19 protein-coding genes are annotated in these 19,067 nt (G+C 69.5%); 3 read left to right on the top strand and 16 right to left on the bottom strand.

Features of this window, described 5'->3' with window-relative positions; translation table 11 throughout:
- Window position 1 precedes the first annotated feature (1 nt).
- From nuoK to ABZ707_RS23640, 11 genes are read right to left on the bottom strand one after another with little or no spacing between them, the layout of a single operon-like run.
- Complete coding sequence (gene nuoK, locus ABZ707_RS23690; protein WP_319679961.1) at window positions 2-301, bottom strand: NADH-quinone oxidoreductase subunit NuoK; 300 nt, start codon at window positions 299-301, stop codon at window positions 2-4.
- Window positions 298-1,110 carry an NADH-quinone oxidoreductase subunit J gene (locus ABZ707_RS23685; RefSeq protein ID WP_360178410.1) on the bottom strand — a complete coding sequence of 271 codons (813 nt, stop codon included), beginning with the start codon at window positions 1,108-1,110 and terminating at the stop codon, window positions 298-300. Before ABZ707_RS23685 ends, nuoK begins: the two co-directional genes overlap by 4 nt.
- Window positions 1,107-1,751 carry an NADH-quinone oxidoreductase subunit NuoI gene (gene nuoI / locus ABZ707_RS23680; RefSeq protein ID WP_360178407.1) on the bottom strand — a complete coding sequence of 215 codons (645 nt, stop codon included), beginning with the start codon at window positions 1,749-1,751 and terminating at the stop codon, window positions 1,107-1,109. The genes ABZ707_RS23685 and nuoI overlap by 4 nt, the downstream gene beginning before the upstream one ends.
- Entirely contained in the window at window positions 1,744-3,144 is a 1,401-nt protein-coding gene (gene nuoH, locus ABZ707_RS23675) for an NADH-quinone oxidoreductase subunit NuoH (protein WP_360178404.1), read from the bottom strand. Before nuoH ends, nuoI begins: the two co-directional genes overlap by 8 nt.
- On the bottom strand, window positions 3,141-5,651 hold the full coding sequence (locus ABZ707_RS23670; protein WP_360178401.1) for an NADH-quinone oxidoreductase subunit G: 2,511 nt from the start codon (window positions 5,649-5,651) through the stop codon (window positions 3,141-3,143). The genes nuoH and ABZ707_RS23670 overlap by 4 nt, the downstream gene beginning before the upstream one ends.
- A complete protein-coding gene (gene nuoF, locus ABZ707_RS23665) occupies window positions 5,648-7,009 on the bottom strand; it encodes an NADH-quinone oxidoreductase subunit NuoF (RefSeq protein WP_360178398.1) in 1,362 nt (453 codons plus the stop codon). The genes ABZ707_RS23670 and nuoF overlap by 4 nt, the downstream gene beginning before the upstream one ends.
- The gene (gene nuoE, locus ABZ707_RS23660; RefSeq protein WP_360178716.1) at window positions 7,009-7,824 is read right to left on the bottom strand and encodes an NADH-quinone oxidoreductase subunit NuoE; all 816 of its coding nucleotides are present in this window, start codon (window positions 7,822-7,824) and stop codon (window positions 7,009-7,011) included. The genes nuoF and nuoE overlap by 1 nt, the downstream gene beginning before the upstream one ends.
- A gap of 35 nt (window positions 7,825-7,859) precedes the next feature.
- Complete coding sequence (locus tag ABZ707_RS23655; RefSeq protein ID WP_360178395.1) at window positions 7,860-9,182, bottom strand: NADH-quinone oxidoreductase subunit D; 1,323 nt, start codon at window positions 9,180-9,182, stop codon at window positions 7,860-7,862.
- Window positions 9,182-9,904, bottom strand: coding sequence for an NADH-quinone oxidoreductase subunit C (locus ABZ707_RS23650; protein ID WP_360178392.1), 723 nt, complete (start codon window positions 9,902-9,904; stop codon window positions 9,182-9,184). The genes ABZ707_RS23655 and ABZ707_RS23650 overlap by 1 nt, the downstream gene beginning before the upstream one ends.
- The gene (locus ABZ707_RS23645; protein WP_319679952.1) at window positions 9,901-10,455 is read right to left on the bottom strand and encodes an NADH-quinone oxidoreductase subunit B family protein; all 555 of its coding nucleotides are present in this window, start codon (window positions 10,453-10,455) and stop codon (window positions 9,901-9,903) included. The genes ABZ707_RS23650 and ABZ707_RS23645 overlap by 4 nt, the downstream gene beginning before the upstream one ends.
- Window positions 10,456-10,474: 19 nt before the next feature.
- Window positions 10,475-10,834 carry an NADH-quinone oxidoreductase subunit A gene (locus ABZ707_RS23640; protein WP_030379754.1) on the bottom strand — a complete coding sequence of 120 codons (360 nt, stop codon included), beginning with the start codon at window positions 10,832-10,834 and terminating at the stop codon, window positions 10,475-10,477.
- An 803-nt stretch (window positions 10,835-11,637) separates the two neighbouring features.
- On the opposite strand from ABZ707_RS23640, the gene ABZ707_RS23635 reads away from it, so the two are divergent.
- The gene (locus ABZ707_RS23635; RefSeq protein ID WP_360178387.1) at window positions 11,638-12,480 is read left to right on the top strand and encodes a C40 family peptidase; all 843 of its coding nucleotides are present in this window, start codon (window positions 11,638-11,640) and stop codon (window positions 12,478-12,480) included.
- Between the two features lie 254 nt (window positions 12,481-12,734).
- Window positions 12,735-13,283: a glycoside hydrolase family 25 protein gene (locus ABZ707_RS23630; RefSeq protein ID WP_360178384.1), complete on the top strand. Its 549-nt coding sequence runs from the start codon at window positions 12,735-12,737 to the stop codon at window positions 13,281-13,283.
- Between the two features lie 60 nt (window positions 13,284-13,343).
- On the opposite strand, the gene ABZ707_RS23625 is transcribed toward ABZ707_RS23630, so the two are convergent.
- Window positions 13,344-14,630: a geranylgeranyl reductase family protein gene (locus ABZ707_RS23625; protein ID WP_319679949.1), complete on the bottom strand. Its 1,287-nt coding sequence runs from the start codon at window positions 14,628-14,630 to the stop codon at window positions 13,344-13,346.
- Window positions 14,631-14,737: 107 nt separating this feature from the next.
- Here ABZ707_RS23625 and ABZ707_RS23620 point away from each other — a divergent pair, with 107 nt between their 5' ends.
- Window positions 14,738-15,247 carry a GNAT family N-acetyltransferase gene (locus ABZ707_RS23620; RefSeq protein ID WP_360178713.1) on the top strand — a complete coding sequence of 170 codons (510 nt, stop codon included), beginning with the start codon at window positions 14,738-14,740 and terminating at the stop codon, window positions 15,245-15,247.
- Window positions 15,248-15,301: 54 nt separating this feature from the next.
- On the opposite strand, the gene ABZ707_RS23615 is transcribed toward ABZ707_RS23620, so the two are convergent.
- The 4 genes from ABZ707_RS23615 to ABZ707_RS23600 all read right to left on the bottom strand — a co-directional run bounded on the left by ABZ707_RS23615 (window position 15,302) and on the right by ABZ707_RS23600 (window position 18,966).
- The gene (locus tag ABZ707_RS23615; RefSeq protein ID WP_360178381.1) at window positions 15,302-15,994 is read right to left on the bottom strand and encodes a demethylmenaquinone methyltransferase; all 693 of its coding nucleotides are present in this window, start codon (window positions 15,992-15,994) and stop codon (window positions 15,302-15,304) included.
- 103 nt (window positions 15,995-16,097) lie between these two features.
- Window positions 16,098-16,754 carry a hypothetical protein gene (locus ABZ707_RS23610; RefSeq protein ID WP_360178378.1) on the bottom strand — a complete coding sequence of 219 codons (657 nt, stop codon included), beginning with the start codon at window positions 16,752-16,754 and terminating at the stop codon, window positions 16,098-16,100.
- 7 nt (window positions 16,755-16,761) lie between these two features.
- On the bottom strand, window positions 16,762-17,976 hold the full coding sequence (mqnC, locus tag ABZ707_RS23605) for a cyclic dehypoxanthinyl futalosine synthase (protein ID WP_360178375.1): 1,215 nt from the start codon (window positions 17,974-17,976) through the stop codon (window positions 16,762-16,764).
- Window positions 17,977-18,153: 177 nt separating this feature from the next.
- Window positions 18,154-18,966, bottom strand: a complete 813-nt coding sequence (locus ABZ707_RS23600) for a menaquinone biosynthesis protein (RefSeq protein WP_360178710.1) — start codon at window positions 18,964-18,966, stop codon at window positions 18,154-18,156.
- Window positions 18,967-19,067: the final 101 nt, after the last annotated feature.

Genomic DNA, 19,067 nt, shown 5'->3' with positions numbered 1-19,067 from the left:
CTCAGAGCTTCATCAGGCTGGCGTCGTCGACCGAGGCCGAGTGGCGGGAGCGGAACACGGACACGATGATCGCGAGCCCGACCACGACCTCCGCGGCGGCGACGACCATCGTGAAGAAGGCGATGATCTGGCCGTCGAGATTGCCGTGCATCCGGGCGAAGGTCACAAACGCGAGATTGCAGGCGTTGAGCATCAGCTCGACGCACATGAAGACCACGATCGCGTTCCGCCGGATCAGCACACCCGCGGCGCCGATGGTGAAGAGCAGCGAGGCGAGATAGAGGTAGTAGACCGGGTTCATCGCTTGATCTCATCCTCCTTGCGGCCCAGCCGCTCCGCCGACCGCTGCTCCAGCGCCTTGAGGTCCGCGATGGCCTCGTTCGACACATCGCGGATCTGGCCGCGGTCCTTCAGCGTCTTGTTGACCGTCAGCTCGGACGCGGTGCCGTCCGGCAGCAGACCCGCGATGTCCACCGCGTTGTGCCTCGCGTAGACACCCGGAGCGGGCAGCGGCGGCAGATGCTGCCCCTTGCGAACGCGCTCCTCGGCCATCTCCCGCTGGGTCTTGGCCCGTTCGGTGCGCTCCCGGTGCGTGAGCACCATCGCGCCGACGGCCGCGGTGATCAGCAGCGCGCCGGTGATCTCGAAGGCGAAGACGTACTTGGTGAAGATCAGGGCGGCCAGTCCCTCGACATTGCCTCCGGCGTTGGCCTGGCCGAGCCCGGTGAACGAGTTCAGCGAGGCATTGCCGATCCCGGCGACCAGCAGGGCGCCGAAGCCGAGCCCGCAGACCGCGGCCCACCAGCGCTGGCCCCGGAGCGTCTCCTTGAGGGAGTCGGCGGCGGTGACGCCGACCAGCATGACGACAAAGAGGAACAGCATCATGATCGCGCCGGTGTAGACGACGATCTGGACGATGCCCAGGAAATAGGCGCCGTTGGCCAGATAGAAGACCGCCAGGACGATCATCGTCCCGGCGAGGGACAGCGCGCTGTGCACGGCCTTCTTCATCAGGATCGTGCCGAGCGCGCCGACCACGGCGACGGTGCCGAGGATCCAGAACTGGACGGCCTCACCGGTCGAGGTGAGGGAGGCGGCGATGGAGTTCATCCGCCGATCACCTTCCTCGACGCCGGCTCGTCCTCGCCGAAGTCCGAGGCGCCTTCCTGCGGGCGCTCGCCCTTGGTCAGGGCGACCTGCCGGACCGTGCCGGGCGCGGCCTCGGTGACCAGGCCCCGGTAGTAGTCCTGCTCGTCGGTGCCCGGGAAGATCGAGTGCGGCGACTCGACCATGCCTTCCTCAAGTCCCGCGAGGAGCTGTTCCTTTGTGTAGATGAGGCTCTCGCGGGAGCTGTCGGCCAGCTCGAAGTCATTGGTCATCGTGAGCGCCCTGGTCGGGCAGGCCTCGATGCACAGTCCGCACAGAATGCAGCGGGCGTAGTTGATCTGGTAGACGCGGCCGTACCGCTCACCCGGCGAGTAACGCTCCTCGTCGGTGTTGTCCGCGCCCTCCACATAGATCGCGTCCGCCGGGCAGGCCCAGGCGCACAACTCGCAGCCGATGCACTTCTCCAGGCCGTCCGGATGCCGGTTGAGCTGGTGCCGGCCGTGGAAACGCGGCGCCGTCACCTTCTGCTGTTCCGGATACTGCTCGGTCAGCCGCTTCTTGAACATGGCCTTGAAGGTCACGCCGAAGCCGGCCACCGGATTCCGGGGGGTACGGGGGGCGTCCCCCTGCGAAGAGTCAGACACCGTCAGCCTCCTTTCCGTCACTCTCGGTACCGTCACTCACAGTATTGACCCCGCCACTGACAATCAGCTCCCGCTCCTGGCGCGGACGCCTGCGCGGCACCGGTGGCAGTGTCTGCCCCGGCAGCGGTGGCACGGGGAATCCGCCGGCCATCGGGTCGAAGGCGGGCGGCTCGGGCTCCTTCGCCGCCTCGGCCCGCTCCTTCCTGTCGCGGAAGACGTCCACGACGAGGGAGAGCAGCAGGACCGCGACGACCGCCCCGCCGACGTACAGCACGATCGACTGGAAGGCGTAGTTCTCGTTCCGCAGCGCCCGCACGGTCGCCACAAGCATCAGCCAGACCACCGAGACCGGGATCAGGACCTTCCAGCCGAGCTTCATGAGCTGGTCGTAGCGGACCCGGGGCAGCGTGCCGCGCAGCCAGATGAAGAAGAACAGCAGGAGCTGGACCTTGACGACGAACCAGAGCAGCGGCCACCAGCCGTGGTTCGCGCCCTCCCAGAAGGTGGAGACCGGCCAGGGAGCGCGCCAGCCGCCGAGGAAGAGCGTCGTCGCGACGGCCGAGACGGTGACCATGTTGACGTACTCGGCGAGCATGAACATCGCGAACTTGATCGACGAGTACTCGGTGTTGAAGCCGCCGACCAGGTCGCCCTCGGACTCCGGCATGTCGAACGGGGCGCGGTTGGTCTCGCCCACCATCGTGACGATGTAGATGATGAAGGAGACCGGCAGCAGCACGATGTACCAGCGGTCCGCCTGCGCCTCGACGATCGCCGACGTCGACATGGACCCGGAGTAGAGGAACACCGAGGCGAACGCGGCGCCCATCGCGATCTCGTACGAGATCATCTGCGCGCACGAGCGCAGACCGCCGAGCAGCGGGTACGTCGACCCCGAGGACCAGCCCGCGAGGACGATGCCGTAGATCCCGACCGAGGCGACCGCGAGGATGTAGAGCATCGCGATCGGCAGGTCGGTGAGCTGCATCGTGGTGCGGTGGCCGAAGATCGAGACCTCGTTGCCCGCCGGGCCGAAGGGGATCACGGCGATCGCCATGAAGGCCGGCACCGCGGCGATGATCGGCGCGAGGATGTAGACGACCTTGTCGGCTCGCTTGACGACCAGGTCCTCCTTCAGCATCAGCTTGATGCCGTCGGCGAGCGACTGGAGCATGCCCCAGGGGCCGTGCCGGTTGGGACCGATGCGCAACTGCATCCAGGCGACGACCTTGCGCTCCCACACGATGGAGAAGAGCACGGTCACCATCAGGAACGCGAAGCAGAACACCGCCTTGACGACCACGAGCCACCACGGGTCGCGGCCGAACAACGACAGGTCCTCGGCGGCGAGAACACTCACCGGGTCCGCCGCGAGCTGGGCGAGGGCGGTCATGCGTGCACCTCCGGAGTGGCGGGGGCCGCGTCCGCCGGTTCGGCGGGGCCGATACGGACGAGCGTCCCGGGACGGGATCCGGTGTCCGCGAGGACACCGCCGCCGGTGGAGTTGAGCGGCAGCCAGACGACCCGGTCGGGCATCTCGGTCACCCGCAGCGGCAGCGACACCGTGCCGGCCGGGCCGGTGACGGTCAGCTCGTCGCCGTCCTTGACGCCGGTCTCCGCGGCCGTCGCGGCGGAGAGCCGGGCGACCGCCGCGTGCCGGGTGCCCGCGAGGGCCTCGTCGCCGTCCTGAAGCCGGCCCTGGTCGAGCAGGAGGCGGTGGCCCGCGAGGACCGCCTCGCCGTCACCGGGCCGGGGCACCGGCCGGGCGGACTCGCGCGGCCCCGCGGCGTACGTCCCGTCCCAGCCGCCGAGCCGCTCCAGTTCGGCGCGTACCGCCCTGAGGTCCGGCAGCGCGAAGTGCACGTCGAGGGCGTCGGCCAGCATGTGCAGGACCCGCGCGTCGCTCGGCGGCAGGCGCCGCGTCATCTGCTCCGGCTTCAGCGCGGCCTCGAACAGCCGCGCCCTGCCCTCCCAGTTGAGGAAGGCGCCGGGCTTCTCGGCGACGGCCGCGACCGGGAAGACCACGTCCGCCCGGTCGGTGACCTCGCTCGGCCGCAGCTCCAGCGAGACCAGGAAGCCGACCGCGTCCAGCGCGGCCCGCGCGGCCACCGGGTCGGGCAGATCGGCGACCTCGACACCGGCGACGACCAGCGCGGCCAGCTCGCCGGTGGCGGCGGCCGCCACGATCTGGCCGGTGTCGCGGCCGTACCGCTGCGGCAGTTCGCGTACGCCCCAGACCGCCGCGGTCTCCTCACGGGCCCGCGGGTCGGTGGCGGGCCGGCCGCCCGGCAGCAGCGACGGGAGCGCGCCCGCCTCGACGGCGCCGCGCTCGCCCGCCCGCCGGGGGATCCAGCCGAGCCGGGCGCCGGTGGCACCGGCGGCCCGGACGGCGGCGGTGAGCCCGCCGGGGACCGCGGCGAGCCGTTCGCCGACGAGGATCACGGCGCCCGGCGCGCGCAGCGCCTCGGCGGCCCTGGCACCGTCCCCGTCCAGATCCGCGCCGGACGCCAGGGCGTCCAGCCAGTCGGGCTCGGTGCCGGGCGCGGCAGGGAGCAGGGTGCCGCCGGCCTTCTCCAGACCTCGGGTGACATGCGTCGCCAGCGAGAAGGTGCGCTGGCCGTGCTTGCGGTGGGCCTTGCGCAGCCGCAGGAAGACGCCGGGCGCCTCCTCCTCGGACTCGAAGCCCACCAGCAGGACGGCCGGGGCCTTCTCCAGCGTGGTGTACGTCAGCCCCGTACCGTCCAGGTCACGGCCCCGGCCGGCGACCTGGGCGGCCAGGAAGTCGGCCTCCTCGGCACTGTGCACGCGCGCGCGGAAGTCGATGTCGTTCGTGTCGAGGGCGACCCGGGCGAACTTGGCGTACGCGTAGGCGTCCTCGACGGTCAGCCGGCCGCCCGCCAGCACACCGGCCCGGCCGCGCGCGGCGCTCAGACCACGGGCCGCCGCCTCCAGCGCCTCGGGCCAGCTCGCCGGTTCGAGGACACCGTCCGCGTTCCGTACGAGCGGGGTCGTCAGCCGGTCGGGCCGCTGCGCGTAGCGGAAGCCGAACCGCCCCTTGTCGCAGATCCACTCCTCGTTGACCTCGGGGTCGTCCGCCGCCATGCGCCGCATGACCTTGCCGCGCCGGTGGTCGGTACGGGTGGCGCAGCCGCCCGCGCAGTGCTCGCAGACGCTCGGCGAGGACACCAGGTCGAACGGGCGGGAGCGAAATCGGTACGCCGCCGAGGTCAGCGCGCCCACCGGGCAGATCTGGATGGTGTTCCCGGAGAAGTACGACTCGAACGGGTCGCCCTCACCGGTGCCGACCTGCTGGAGCGCGCCCCGCTCGATCAGCTCGATCATCGGGTCGCCCGCGACCTGGTTGGAGAACCGGGTGCAGCGCGCGCACAGCACACACCGCTCGCGGTCGAGCAGCACCTGGGTGGAGATCGGCACGGGCTTCTCGAAGGTCCGCTTCCTGCCCTCGAAGCGGGTGTCCGCCTCGCCGACCTGCATGGCCTGGTTCTGCAGCGGACACTCACCGCCCTTGTCGCAGACGGGACAGTCCAGCGGGTGGTTGATCAGCAGCAGCTCCATCACACCGCGCTGGGCCTTCTCGGCGACCGGCGAGGTGAACTGCGACCTGACGACCATGCCGTCGGTGCAGGTGATGGTGCAGGAGGCCATCGGCTTGCGCTGGCCCTCCACCTCGACGATGCACTGGCGGCAGGCGCCGACCGGGTCGAGGAGCGGATGGTCGCAGAATCGCGGGATCTCGATGCCGAGCAGCTCGGCGGCGCGGATCACCAGGGTCCCCTTCGGGACGGAGATCTCGATGCCGTCGATCGTCAGCGAGACAAGATCCTCGGGCGGGACCGCCGCCTCGCCGCCGCCGGAGGGGGCAGACGTGGTGACTGTCATGCGTTCACCTCCAGGTGCGGGTTCTGGTCTGCCCACGCGGTGGACTTCGCGGGGTCGAAGGGGCAGCCCTTGCCGGTGATGTGCTGCTCGTACTCCTCGCGGAAGTACCTGAGCGAGGAGAAGATCGGGGCGGCGGCGCCGTCACCGAGCGCGCAGAACGACTTGCCGTTGATGGTGTCGGCGATGTCGTTCAGCTTGTCGAGGTCGGACAGCCGTCCCTTGCCGGCCTCGATGTCGCGCAGGAGCTGGACCAGCCAGTAGGTGCCTTCCCGGCAGGGGGTGCACTTGCCGCAGGACTCATGGGCGTAGAACTCCGTCCAGCGCGTCACGGCCCGTACGACACAGGTCGTCTCGTCGAAGCACTGGAGCGCCTTGGTGCCGAGCATGGAGCCGGCGGCGCCGACGCCCTCGTAGTCCAGCGGGACATCCAGGTGTTCGTCGGTGAACATCGGCGTCGAGGATCCGCCGGGCGTCCAGAACTTGAGCCGGTGGCCGGCCCTGATGCCGCCGCCCATGTCGAGGAGCTGGCGCAGGGTGAGGCCGAGCGGGCCCTCGTACTGGCCGGGGTTGGTGACATGGCCGCTGAGCGAGTACAGCGTGAAGCCCGGGGACTTCTCGCTGCCCATCGACCGGAACCAGTCCTTGCCGCGGTTCAGGATCGCGGGAACGGACGCGATGGACTCGACGTTGTTCACCACGGTGGGGCACGCGTAGAGCCCCGCGACGGCAGGGAAGGGAGGACGCAGCCGGGGCTGTCCGCGACGGCCCTCCAGCGAGTCGAGCAGCGCGGTCTCCTCACCGCAGATGTACGCGCCCGCGCCCGCGTGCACGACGACATCGAGATCGAGTCCGCTGCCCAGGATGTTCTTGCCGAGGTAGCCCGCCGCGTACGCCTCGCGGACCGCCTCGTGCAGCCTGCGCAGAACGGGGACGACCTCGCCGCGCAGATAGATGAACGCGTTCTGCGACCGGATCGCGTAGCAGGCGATCACGATGCCCTCGATGAGCGAGTGCGGATTGGCGAAGAGAAGAGGGATGTCCTTGCAGGTGCCCGGTTCCGACTCGTCCGCGTTGACCACCAGATAGTGCGGCTTGCCGTCGCCCTGCGGGATGAACTGCCACTTCATCCCGGTGGGGAAGCCGGCGCCGCCCCGGCCGCGCAGACCCGCGTCCTTGACGTACGCGATGAGGTCGTCGGGCGTCATGGCGAGGGCCTTCTTCAGCCCCTCGTATCCCTCGTGCCGCTCATAGGTGGCCAGGGTCCAGGACTCCGGCTGGTCCCAGAAGGCGGACAGGACGGGCGCGAGAAGCTTCTCGGGGCTGGTCCCGTTCTCGTTGAGCTCGGCTGCCATGGTCATCACTCCCCCTCCTCTGCGGCTGGTCCGGCCGGGTGCGAGGGGTCGGAGGCCGACGTCTGCTGCGGTGCGTCGTGCGAGCTGAGATGGCGCGAGCCCGGCTGTGCCTCGTCGTGCGGGGTCCTCGCGTCGCGCGGGCGGACCACGCGCGGCTGGGGTCCCTCGCCCTTGGCGAGCCGCAGTCCGGTGAGCGACGCCGGTCCCGCGCCGCCGGTGGCCTCGACGGCGCCGGGGCGCTCGTCGGGGAAGCCCGCGAGGATGCGCGCCGTCTCCTTGTACGTGCAGAGCGGCGCGCCGCGGGTGGGCTCGACGGGACGTCCGTCCCGCAGATCGTCGACAAGACGCTTGGCGCTCTCGGGCGTCTGGTTGTCGAAGAACTCCCAGTTGACCATCACCACGGGCGCGAAGTCGCAGGCGGCGTTGCACTCGATGTGCTCAAGGGTGATCTTGCCGTCCTCGGTCGTCTCGTCGTTGCCGACGCCGAGGTGCTCCTTCAGCTCGTCGAAGATGGCGTCGCCGCCCATCACCGCGCAGAGCGTGTTGGTGCAGACGCCGACCTGGTAGTCGCCGCCGGGCCTGCGCCGGTACATGGAGTAGAAGGTGGCGACGGCGGTGACCTCGGCGGTGGTCAGATCGAGCAGCCGCGCGCAGAAGGCCATGCCGGTGCGCGAGACATGACCCTCCTCCGACTGCACGAGATGCAGCAGCGGGAGCAGGGCGGACCGCACCCCGGGATAGCGGGCGATGATCTCCTTGGCGTCCGCTTCGAGCCTGGCCCGTACCTCGGCCGGATACTCGGGGGCGGGGAGCTGCGGCATCCCCAAGCTGACCTCGGAACTGGACGGTGTGACTGTCACCGGTCGACGCCTCCCATCACGGGGTCGATGGACGCCACGGCGACGATGACATCGGCGACCTGGCCGCCCTCGCACATCGCCGCCATGGACTGCAGATTGGTGAAGGACGGGTCACGGAAGTGGACCCGGTAGGGGCGCGTGCCTCCGTCGGAGACGACATGCGCGCCGAGTTCGCCCTTGGGCGACTCCACGGCGGCGTACGCCTGCCCCGGCGGCACCCGGAAGCCCTCCGTCACCAGCTTGAAGTGATGGATCAGAGCCTCCATGGACGTGCCCATGATGTTCTTGATGTGGTCGAGCGAGTTGCCCAGTCCGTCCGGGCCGAGCGCGAGCTGCGCCGGCCAGGCGATCTTCTTGTCACCGACCATCACCGGGCCCGGCTCCAGCCGGTCCAGGCACTGTTCGACGATGCGCAGCGACTGCCGCATCTCCTCCAGACGGATCAGGAAGCGGCCGTACGCGTCGCAGGTCTCGGCGGTCGGGACGTCGAACTCGTAGGTCTCGTAGCCGCAGTACGGGTCGGACCTGCGCAGGTCGTGCGGGAGACCGGCGGAGCGCAGGATCGGTCCGGTGGCGCCCAGCGCCATGCAGCCGGCCAGGTCGAGATAGCCGACGTCCTGCATGCGGGCCTTGAAGATGGGGTTGCCGGTGGCGAGCTTGTCGTACTCCGGCAGGTTCTTCCGCAGGGTCCTCAGCAGCTCGCGCAGCGCGTCGACGGCGCCCGGAGGAAGATCCTGGGCGAGTCCGCCGGGCCGGATGAACGCGTGGTTCATCCGCAGGCCGGTGATCAGCTCATAGGCGTCGAGAATCAGTTCACGATCGCGGAAGCCGTAGATCATGATCGTCGTCGCGCCCAGTTCCATACCGCCGGTGGCGATGCAGACCAGGTGCGAGGAGAGCCTGTTCAGCTCCATCAGCAGCACGCGCAGGACGGTGGCCCGGTCCGGGATCTCGTCCTCGATACCGAGCAGCTTCTCCACGCCCAGGCAGTACGCCGTCTCGTTGAAGAACGACGTCAGATAGTCCATGCGCGTGACGAAGGTGGTGCCCTGCGTCCAGTTGCGGAATTCGAGGTTCTTCTCGATACCGGTGTGCAGATAGCCGATGCCGCAGCGGGCCTCGGTGACGGTCTCGCCCTCGATCTCCAGGATCAGCCGCAGCACTCCGTGGGTGGAGGGGTGCTGGGGACCCATGTTGACGACGATCCGCTCGTCGTCCGCCTTGGCCGCGGACTGGACGACCTCGTCCCAGTCCCCGCCGGTGACGGTGTATACGGTGCCCTCGGTCGTCGCACGGGGCGTTGCGTGGGGAGCAGACATCAGGAGTACGACCTCCGCTGGTCCGGAGCCGGGATCTGGGCGCCCTTGTACTCGACGGCGATCCCGCCGAGCGGATAGTCCTTGCGCTGCGGGAAGCCCTGCCAGTCGTCCGGCATCATGATCCGGGTCAGGGCGGGGTGGCCGTCGAAGATCAGGCCGAAGAAGTCGTACGTCTCGCGCTCGTGCCAGTCGTTGGTCGGATAGACCGCGACCAGGGACGGCACATGCGGGTCGGCGTCCGGGGCGGACACCTCCAGCCGGATCAGCCGGCCGTGCGTGAGTGACCGCAGATGGTAGACGGCGTGCAGCTCACGGCCCTTGTCGCCGGGGAAGTGGACGCCCGACACGCCGGTACAGAGCTCGAAGCGCAGCGCCGGGTCGTCGCGCAGGGTGCGCGCGACCTGGACGAGATGCTCGCGCGCGATGTGGAAGGTGAGTTCGGCGCGGTCGACGACCGTCTTCTCGATGGCGTTGCCCGGGACGAGGCCCTGCTCCTCCAGAGCGCCTTCGAGCTCGTCGGCGATCTCGTCGAAGACGCCGCCGGGGCCGCCGTACGGCCGGGCGGACGCGCCCGGCAGGGTGACCGTCCGTACGAGACCGCCGTAGCCGGAGGTGTCTCCGCCGTTGCGGGCGCCGAACATGCCCTTCCGTACGCCGATGACCTCGCCGGTGTCGTCGCGCGGGGTGGGGACGTTGTTTCCCGTTCGCTGCTCGTCGCTCACCGCAGCAGCCCCTTCATCTCGATCAACGGGAGCGCCTTGAGGGCCGCTTCCTCCGCCTCACGGGCCGCTTCCTCCGCGTTGACCCCGAGCTTGGTGCCCTGGATCTTCTGGTGGAGCTTGAGAATCGCGTCCATCAGCATTTCGGGGCGCGGCGGACAGCCCGGCAAATAGATGTCTACTGGGACAATGTGGTCAACACCCTGCACAATCGCGTAATTGTTGAACATTCCACCCGATGATGCGCAAACCCCCATGGAGATCACCCACTTGGGGTTGGGCATCTGGTCATAGACCTGCCGGAGAACGGGCGCCATCTTCTGGCTCACCCGCCCGGCCACGATCATCAGATCGGCCTGGCGCGGCGAACCGCGGAAGACCTCCATACCGAACCGCGCCAGGTCGTACCGCCCCGCGCCGGTCGTCATCATCTCGATGGCGCAGCAGGCGAGGCCGAAGGTGGCGGGGAAGACGGACGACTTCCGCACCCAGCCCGAGGCCTGTTCGACGGTGGTCAGCAGAAAACCGCTCGGCAGCTTCTCTTCGAGTCCCATTGGTGGCCCCTCAGCCCCTTTAGTCCCATTCCAGACCGCCGCGCCGCCACACATACGCGTAGGCGACGAAGACGGTGAGCACGAAGAGCAGCATCTCCACGAGCCCGAAAATCCCCAGGGAGTCGAAGGTGACGGCCCAGGGGTAAAGGAAGACGATCTCGATGTCGAAGACGATGAAGAGCATCGCCGTCAGGTAGTACTTGATCGGGAAACGGCCGCCTCCGGCCGGCGTCGGCGTGGGCTCGATGCCACACTCGTACGCTTCAAGTTTCGCCCGGTTGTACCTTTTTGGGCCGATAAGCGTGGCCATGACCACGGAGAAGATCGCAAACCCAGCCCCGAGGGCGCCGAGCACGAGGATGGGTGCGTAGGCATTCACGCCCCTCAGCTCCTTCCAGTCGTCCTTGACCGTTGGACCGCACCGGGCAACCACGTCACCGCCTCGCCGGAGAATGCCGAAGATCCTTGAAGATCGTCTACATGTGAGGCAGTTCACAAGCCCGACTGCCCCGCATCCTATGCCTGTCGGTCTGTGATCTGCGACACGGGATACGACACCGCCTTTGTGATCTCCACCACCGCGCGAAGGATCATGAAGCCGGATGAGCGGTGCCCTTCGCACGCAAAGCGGCAGCCCGGTCACCATATGTGACATCCGGGCCCATCAGTGCTGGTAGAAGGCGTGCGGCCTACCAAGGGATGGCCCGTGCAAGCAAATTGGCGGTGGAACGCTTTCGAGTGATAAGGGGAAGCACCTCACCCGGGCGAGGGGCACGCGGGGACCGATGTGGACACGTGCGCGCGTTCACGAGGCCACCAGACGGACCCGTGACCGACCAGATCCGCACCGTGACCGGCCGGCGTTTTCACTCGCGCGGCCGTCCGGGGCGGTTCCGCGGCGCGTCCGCCCTCCGGGCCCCGGCCACCCTGTGACCCCTACCACTCCACCCCATCCACAGAAGAAGCGGGCTTGGCCATGGAGGTGAAGGGGTGGTAAGTGGCGGGCAATTCGGACGTTTCTCGGAAAGCCCGTGATCACGTCCATGATCACTGATGCCCGATTTGACCCTTACGGCGTCAATAAAGGTCGCTGCTAAGCGGATTCAGATATTCCGAAAGTAACTGTGGCGCAACACACGTCCCTTGACGGCAACCCGGGCACGCCTGATAGCCGTAGTACTCATGTCCCACACCGCTCACATACCCAGCCACCGGAAGCCCCGCCGGAGAGCGTCGAAGGTCGCCTTCCGCGCCGGAGTTGCCGGTGGCGTACTCAGCACCATCGCGGTAGCCGGTGCCGCCGCCCCGGCGAACGCCGAGCCTGTGACCGAGACCATCGAAATGCCGACGCTCACCTCCGGGCTCGCGAGCAGCTTCGAACGGTCCGCCGACGCGACGCAGCAGATCGCGCTCGCCATCGAGTCACGTGCCCAGGAAGACGCGGCCGCCACCAAGGCCGCCGAGACCGCCAAGAAGGCCAAGGCCGAGGCGGAGCGCACGGCGAAGGAAAAGAAGAAGAAGGCCGAGGAGGCGGCTCGCGCCAAGGCCGCGTCCGCCGAGCGCGCCTCCCGGTCCGCCGAGCGCACTACGCTCGCCGCGGTCTCCAAGAGCTCCGGTTCCAGCTCCGACTCCGGCGCCCGCGCCGCCGCGCCGAGCACCTCCCAGGCCACCGGATCGGCCGCCGCGCTCGTCTCCTTCGTCAAGGCGCAGGTCGGCGACGCCTACGTCATGGGCGGCACGGGCCCCAACGCGTGGGACTGCTCCGGCCTCGTCCAGGCCGCGTACCGCCAGATCGGCATCGACCTCCCCCGGGTCTCCGGCGACCAGTCGACGGCCGGCACCCAGGTCTCCCTGAGCAACCTCCAGGCGGGCGACATCCTCTACTGGGGCGGCGCGGGCAGCGCCTACCACGTGGGCATCTATGTGGGCGGCGGCCAGTTCGTCGGCGCGCAGAACCCCAGCACCGGTGTGGTCCTCAGGTCTCTGGACTGGGACCAGCCGAGCGGCGCGGTCCGCGTCCTCTGACACAAAACGCCGCGGTAGCGATACAACCGATATGACGAAAGCCCGCAACCCGCTCGGGGGGATGCGGGCTTTTGTCTTATTCGTTCACTTTGACGCCTCTTGTGAAGAAGGCCGGGCTGTCCGCGCCGACCCGGGCCCCTGAGCATGAGACGGGCCTTCACCGCCAGGCCGAACTGATGCCAACGGCCAGTGGGTAGAAGCCCCGGGAACCACCCCGCGACCGCGGGCGTGCTTCAGCCCAGGAGGCACCACCCATGACGGTAAAAGGCATCGATGTTTCGTCCTACCAGAGCTCGACCTACAGCACCGCCGGCCTCGACTTCGTATTCGTCAAGGCCACCGAGGGCACGTCGTACATCAACCCGCGCATGACCGCGCAGGCCGCCCGCGCCCGCGCCGCCGGGCTGGTCGTCGGCTTCTACCACTTCCTGCGTCCCGGCAGCATGAAGGCGCAGGCCGCGTACTTCGTCGAGGAGTGCGCCAGCATCGAGGGCGACCCGCTCTTCGCCGACTGGGAGGACGACGGGGTCTCCTGCGCCCAGAAGGACGCGTTCCTCGCGGAGGTGAAGCGGCTGCGCGGCGCCACCCACCGGGTCGGGCTGTACTGCGGCCAGTACTACTGGCTCAACCGCGACACCACCAGCAACGCGGGCGACGCCCTCTGGATCGCCGACTACGTCACCGCGGGAAAGCCCCGCATCAAGGCCGCGTGGAAGTTCCACCAGTACACCGACAGCCCCGTCGACACCAACCTCGGCCGGTTCGACAACCGGACGGCGCTGCGCGAGTGGACCGACGTGTGATGCCGGAGCGGATCCCGTGCGGCGGCGGTGCTCCGGCGCCGCGCCGCCGCCGTCCGTACCTCAGGCCTTCGGAGCCACCTTGGAGAGGCCGTTGATGATGCGGTCCATGGCGTCGCCGCCCGTCGGGTCCGTCAGATTCGCCAGCATCTTCAGCGTGAACTTCATCAGCAGCGGATGCGTCAGACCGCGCTGCGTCGCGATCTTCATGACCTTCGGGTTGCCGATCAGCTTCACAAACGCGCGGCCCAGCGTGTAGTAGCCGCCGTAGGTGTCCTTGAGGATCTTCGGATAGTGGTGCAGGGCCAGCTCGCGCTGCGCGGGCGTGGCACGGGCATGCGCCTGGACGATGACATCGGCCGCGATCTGGCCCGACTCCATGGCGTACGCGATGCCCTCGCCGTTGAACGGATTGACCAGCCCGCCCGCGTCACCGACCAGCAACAGACCCTTGGTGTAGTGCGGCTGGCGGTTGAACGCCATCGGCAGCGCGGCACCGCGGATCGGCATCGTCATGTTCTCCGGGGTGTAGCCCCAGTCCTCCGGCATCGACGCGCACCACGCCTTGAGCACCTCCCGCCAGTCCAGCTCCTTGAAGGAGTCGGAGGTGTTGAGGACGCCCAGGCCGACATTGGACGTGCCGTCGCCCATACCGAAGATCCAGCCGTAGCCGGGCAGCAGCCGGTCCTCGCCGGGGCCGCGCCGGTCCCACAGCTCCAGCCAGGACTCCAGATAGTCGTCGTCGTGGCGGGGCGAGGTGAAGTACGTACGGACGGCGACGCCCATCGGCCGGTCCTCACGCCGGTGCAGCCCCATCGCGAGCGACAGCCGGGTCGAGTTGCCGTCCGCGGCGACGACCAGCGGCGCGTGGAAGGTGACCGGTGTCTTCTCCTCGCCGAGCTTGGCGTGCACACCGGTGATACGGCCGGTGCGCTCGTCGGTGATCGGCGCCCCGACATTGCACCGCTCGTACAGCCGCGCGCCGGCCTTCTGCGCCTGCCTGGCGAGCTGTTCGTCGAAGTCGTCGCGCTTGCGGACCAGTCCGTAGTCCGGGTAACTGGCGAGATCCGGCCAGTCGAGCTGGAGCCGTACACCGCCGCCGATGATCCGCAGGCCCTTGTTGCGCAGCCAGCCGGCTTCTTCCGAGATGTCAATGCCCATCGACACCAGCTGTTTGGTGGCCCGCGGGGTCAGACCGTCACCGCAGACCTTCTCGCGCGGGAACGCCGTCTTCTCCAGCAGCAGCACGTCCAGGCCCGCCTTGGCGAGGTAGTACGCGGTCGTGGAGCCCGCAGGGCCGGCCCCGACGACGATCACATCTGCGGTGTTTTCGGAGAGGGGCTCGGTCACAGCGGGTTCTCCCGAAGACTCGAAATTGCGTACCGGACGGCACTCGACGTGTGCAGTCTATGGGTGCGTACTGATCCACCAGTTGAAGGGCTGCCCCCGTGAGCAACATGACCAAGCCGCTCCCCGTGGTCCAGCTCCGTGTCCCCACGGAGGAGGACGCGCTCGCCTGGCACCGGGTGTTCGACGATCCCGAGGTGATGGAGTTCCACGGCGGAGCGGCGGCGGAGATGTCGGTGTACGAAGAGCTGACCGCCCGCCAGCGCAGGCACGACGCCGTGCACGGCTTCTGCCTCTGGACGATGCTGGACGACCACGGCGAGGTCATCGGCTTCACCGGCGCGCAGCCGTGGCCGCACCAGTCCTACGGGCCGGTCGGGGAGATCGAGATCGGCTGGCGGCTCGGCCGGGGGCACTGGGGCCGCGGTTACGCCACCGCCGCCGCGCGGACCACCCTGGAGCGGGTGCGCGCGGCGGGCGTCGGCGAGGTCGTGGCCCTGGTGAACTCCCGCAACACCCGGTCCCTCGCGGTGACCCGGCGGCTGGGCATGGCGGCGGCGGAGACCTATGTGCCGCCGGGCTCGGGCCAGGAGGCGTACTGCTTCCGGCTGGCGCTCTGACGCTCCGGCCGGGGAGCCGGCCCGGCCGCCGGCCGTACATTCAGGCCCGTACGCTCAGGCCCGTACGCCCCGGTGCAGCGCCACGATCCCGCCCGTCAGATTGCGCCAGGCCACCTTGGACCAGCCCGCGTCCCGCAGCCGCGCCGCCAGGGCGGGCTGATCGGGCCAGGCCCGGATCGACTCGGCGAGATAGACGTACGCGTCGGGGTTGGAGGAGACGGCCCGCGCGGCCGGCGGCAGCGCGCGCATCAGATACTCCGTGTAGACCGTCCTGAACGGCGCCCAGGTCGGATGCGAGAACTCGCAGATCACCACACGGCCGCCGGGCTTGGTCACCCGGTACAGCTCACGCAGCGCGAGATCCGTGTCCTGGACATTGCGCAGCCCGAAGGAGATCGTCACCGCGTCGAAGACCTCATCGGCGAACGGCAGCCGTGTCGCGTCCCCTGCCGTGAACGGCATCCAGGAGTGCCGCTTCTTGCCCTCCCGCAGCATGCCCTGGGAGAAGTCGCAGGGCACGACATACGCACCGGTCGCGGCGAACGGCAGCGAGGAGGTGGCGGTGCCCGCCGCCAGGTCCAGGACCTTCTCCGCCGGGCGGGCGCGCACGGCCCTGGCGACCTCCCTGCGCCACAGCCTGGCCTGGCCGAGCGACAGCACGTCGTTGGTGAGGTCGTAGTTCGCCGCCACGTCGTCGAACATCGACGCGACTTCGTGCGGCTGCTTGTCCAGGGTTGCCCGGGTCACGGCGTCGGCCTCGCTTGTCTGGGGTCCGGTGCGGCGCGGACGGTCCCCGGCGCGCCGCACCTCGGTCGCGGTACGCGCGCCATTCTCGCAGGCGGCCCCGGAGTCACGCGCGCCGGTGGACCAGCCGGCCGCCGAGGACGGTGGCGACGCAACTGCCCGCCCCGCGCCCGGCCAGCGCCGCGCGAGGATCGCCGGCCGGCTCCACGGCGAACACCGCGAAGTCCGCGTCGAGTCCCTCGCCCTCCAGCACGGCGCCGTGGAACGCCTCCTCGGGCGGCCGTCCCGCGAAGGGGTCGAGCGTGGGCGGCCCCGGCGGACCGGTGAGGCGTTTCCCGGCCCTCAGCCCCACCCGTGCCACCGCGTCCAGCACAGTGTCCCGCCGCAGCTCTCCGGCGACCGCCACCGTGCCGTGCGCCAGCATCCGCTGGAGGCCGCGCCGCGCGCTCGCTCCCCACCGGGTGTCCGTCATCTCCAGCTCGGCGAGCGCCTCGCCGGTGAGGGGCTCGGTGCCCAGCTCGCCGGCCTCACGCGGATCGGGGTGGTAGGCCCGCTCCAGCAGCTCGGGGCCGTACGGATTGCACAGCCCGGGCGTGATGATCCCCGGCCAGCTCCGGACCCGGGCCGCCGGGCTCAGGGCCGCCAGCTTCCCGTACGGACCGACGGCGGCGATCTGCCGTCCCTCGACCAGCACCGCGCCGCCGGGCACGGGCTCTCGCCCGGCCCCCGGCAGCAGCAGTCCGGCCCGGTGAATAGTCAGCACGGCGGGGTCAGTTGGTGCTGAGCAGCTTCAGCTCGGGATGGGCCGTGCCGCCCTCGATGGCCGTCGACGAGATGTGCGAGACCACGCGGTCGTCGACCGGGTCGTTCGCCGGGTCGTCGTGCACGACGAGGTGCTCGTACGTGGTGGCGCGCTGCGCCGGGACCCGGCCCGCCTTGCGGATCAGGTCGATGATCTCCAGCCGGTTGGAGCGGTGCCTGGCTCCGGCCGACGACACGACGTTCTCCTCCAGCATGATCGAGCCGAGGTCGTCCGCGCCGTAGTGCAGCGACAACTGGCCGACCTCCTTGCCCGTGGTCAGCCAGGAGCCCTGGATGTGGGCGACGTTGTCGAGGAAGATCCGGGCGATCGCGATCATGCGCAGGTACTCGAAGAGCGTGGCCTGCGTCTGGCCCTTCAGATGGTTGTTCTCGGGCTGGTAGGTGTACGGGATGAACGCGCGGAAGCCGCCCGTCCGGTCCTGTACGTCGCGGATCATCCGGAGGTGCTCGATGCGCTCGGCGTTGGTCTCGCCCGTGCCCATGAGCATCGTGGAGGTCGACTCGACACCCAGCCCGTGGGCGGTCTCCATGATCTCCAGCCAGCGCTCGCCGGACTCCTTGAGCGGTGCGATCGCCTTGCGCGGCCGCGCGGGCAGCAGCTCCGCGCCGGCGCCCGCGAAGGAGTCGAGCCCGGCGGCGTGGATCCGCCGGATCGCCTCCTCGACGGAGACCTTGGAGATCCGCGCCATGTGCTCCACCTCGGAGGCGCCGAGGGAGTGGATGACAAGCTGCGGAAACGCCTTCTTGATCGCCGCGAAGTGCTCTTCGTAGTACTCCACGCCGTAGTCGGGGTGGTGTCCGCCCTGGAACATGATCTGTGTACCGCCCAGCTCGACGGTCTCGGCGCAGCGGCGCAGGATGTCGTCGAGGTCGCGGCTCCAGCCCTTGGCGGTGTCCTTGGGCGCGGCGTAGAACGCGCAGAACTTGCAGGCCGTCACACAGACGTTGGTGTAGTTGATGTTCCGCTCGATGATGTACGTCGCGATGTGCTCGGTCCCGGCGTACCGGCGGCGGCGCACCGCGTCGGCCGCGGCGCCCAGCGCGTGCAGCGGCGCCGAGCGGTACAGGACCAGCGCCTCCTCGGGGGTGACGCGGCCACCCGCGGCGGCACGGTCGAGGACGCCAGTGACGTGTTCGGACGTGAGATCGGCCTTCTCGGTCACCGGTGCGGGTCCTTCCCCAGGGGGCTGTGACGACCGATCCAGCCTACGCCAGCGCTCTGACACCTCCTCCGGTGCGTCGTCCCGGCGGGAGGCGGGGCCCCGCGCAGGCGCGGGCGCGGCCCCGGACCCGCCGGCCCGCCGGGAGACACGGACTGACCCGGCGGGCCCGCGCTCCGTTCAGCCTCTGAGCAGTTCCACCCGCACATCGGCCGGGAACCCCGTCGTCGGCCCGGTCCGGCGCGCGAACTCCGTGACGCCCGCGAGCTGTTCGGGCCCGAAGCGGAAGTCGAGCGTCGTGAAGTAGCGCTCCAGCAGCTCCGCGTCGAAGGACTCCCAGCGCGCCGCCTGCTTGGCGACCTTCGCGACCTCCTCCAGGGACAGATCGCGGGACGCGAGGAACGCCTCGTGCACCTTGCGCACGACCGCCGGCTCGCGCGCCTCGTAGTCCTTGCGGGCCGCCCACACCGCGAAGACGAACGGCAGGCCGGTCCACTCCTTCCACATCAGCCCGAGATCGTGGACCTGGAGACCGAGCCGCGGCGCGTCGTGCAGCGAGGCGCGCAGCGCGGCGTCCCCGATCAGGACGGCCGCCTCCGCCTCCTGCATCATCAGGCCGAGGTCCGGCGGGCAGGTGTAGTAGTCCGGCTCCACCTTGTACTGCTCGGTCAGCAGGAGCTGTGCCAGCCGTACCGAGGTGCGGGAGGTGGAACCGAGGGCCACCCGGGCGCCGTCGAGCTGGTCCAGCGGGACCTGCGACACGATCACGCAGGACATGACGGGCCCGTCGCAGCCGACCGCGAGATCGGGAAAGGCGACAAGCTCGTCGGCGTTGCGGAGGAATTCCACCAGGGTGACGGGGGCGATATCCAGCTCGCCGCGCACGAGCTGTTCGCTGAGTTTCTCCGGGGTGTCCTTCGTCAGCTCCAGATCGAGCAGGGTTCCGGTCCTGGCGAGTCCCCAATAGAGAGGCAGACAGTTCAGGAACTGGATATGGCCGACACGTGGCCGGCTCCGGCCGTGGCCGGTTCTGTCGTCCCCCGCGGATCGGGCGTTTCCGTCGGCTCCGGCGGATTCGGCCGCCCGCGCTGCTT

It is taken from the genome of Streptomyces sp. NPDC006923, from assembly GCF_040635655.1.
Classification (GTDB): domain Bacteria; phylum Actinomycetota; class Actinomycetes; order Streptomycetales; family Streptomycetaceae; genus Streptomyces.
This window is presented reverse-complemented; position numbering and strand designations above follow the sequence as displayed.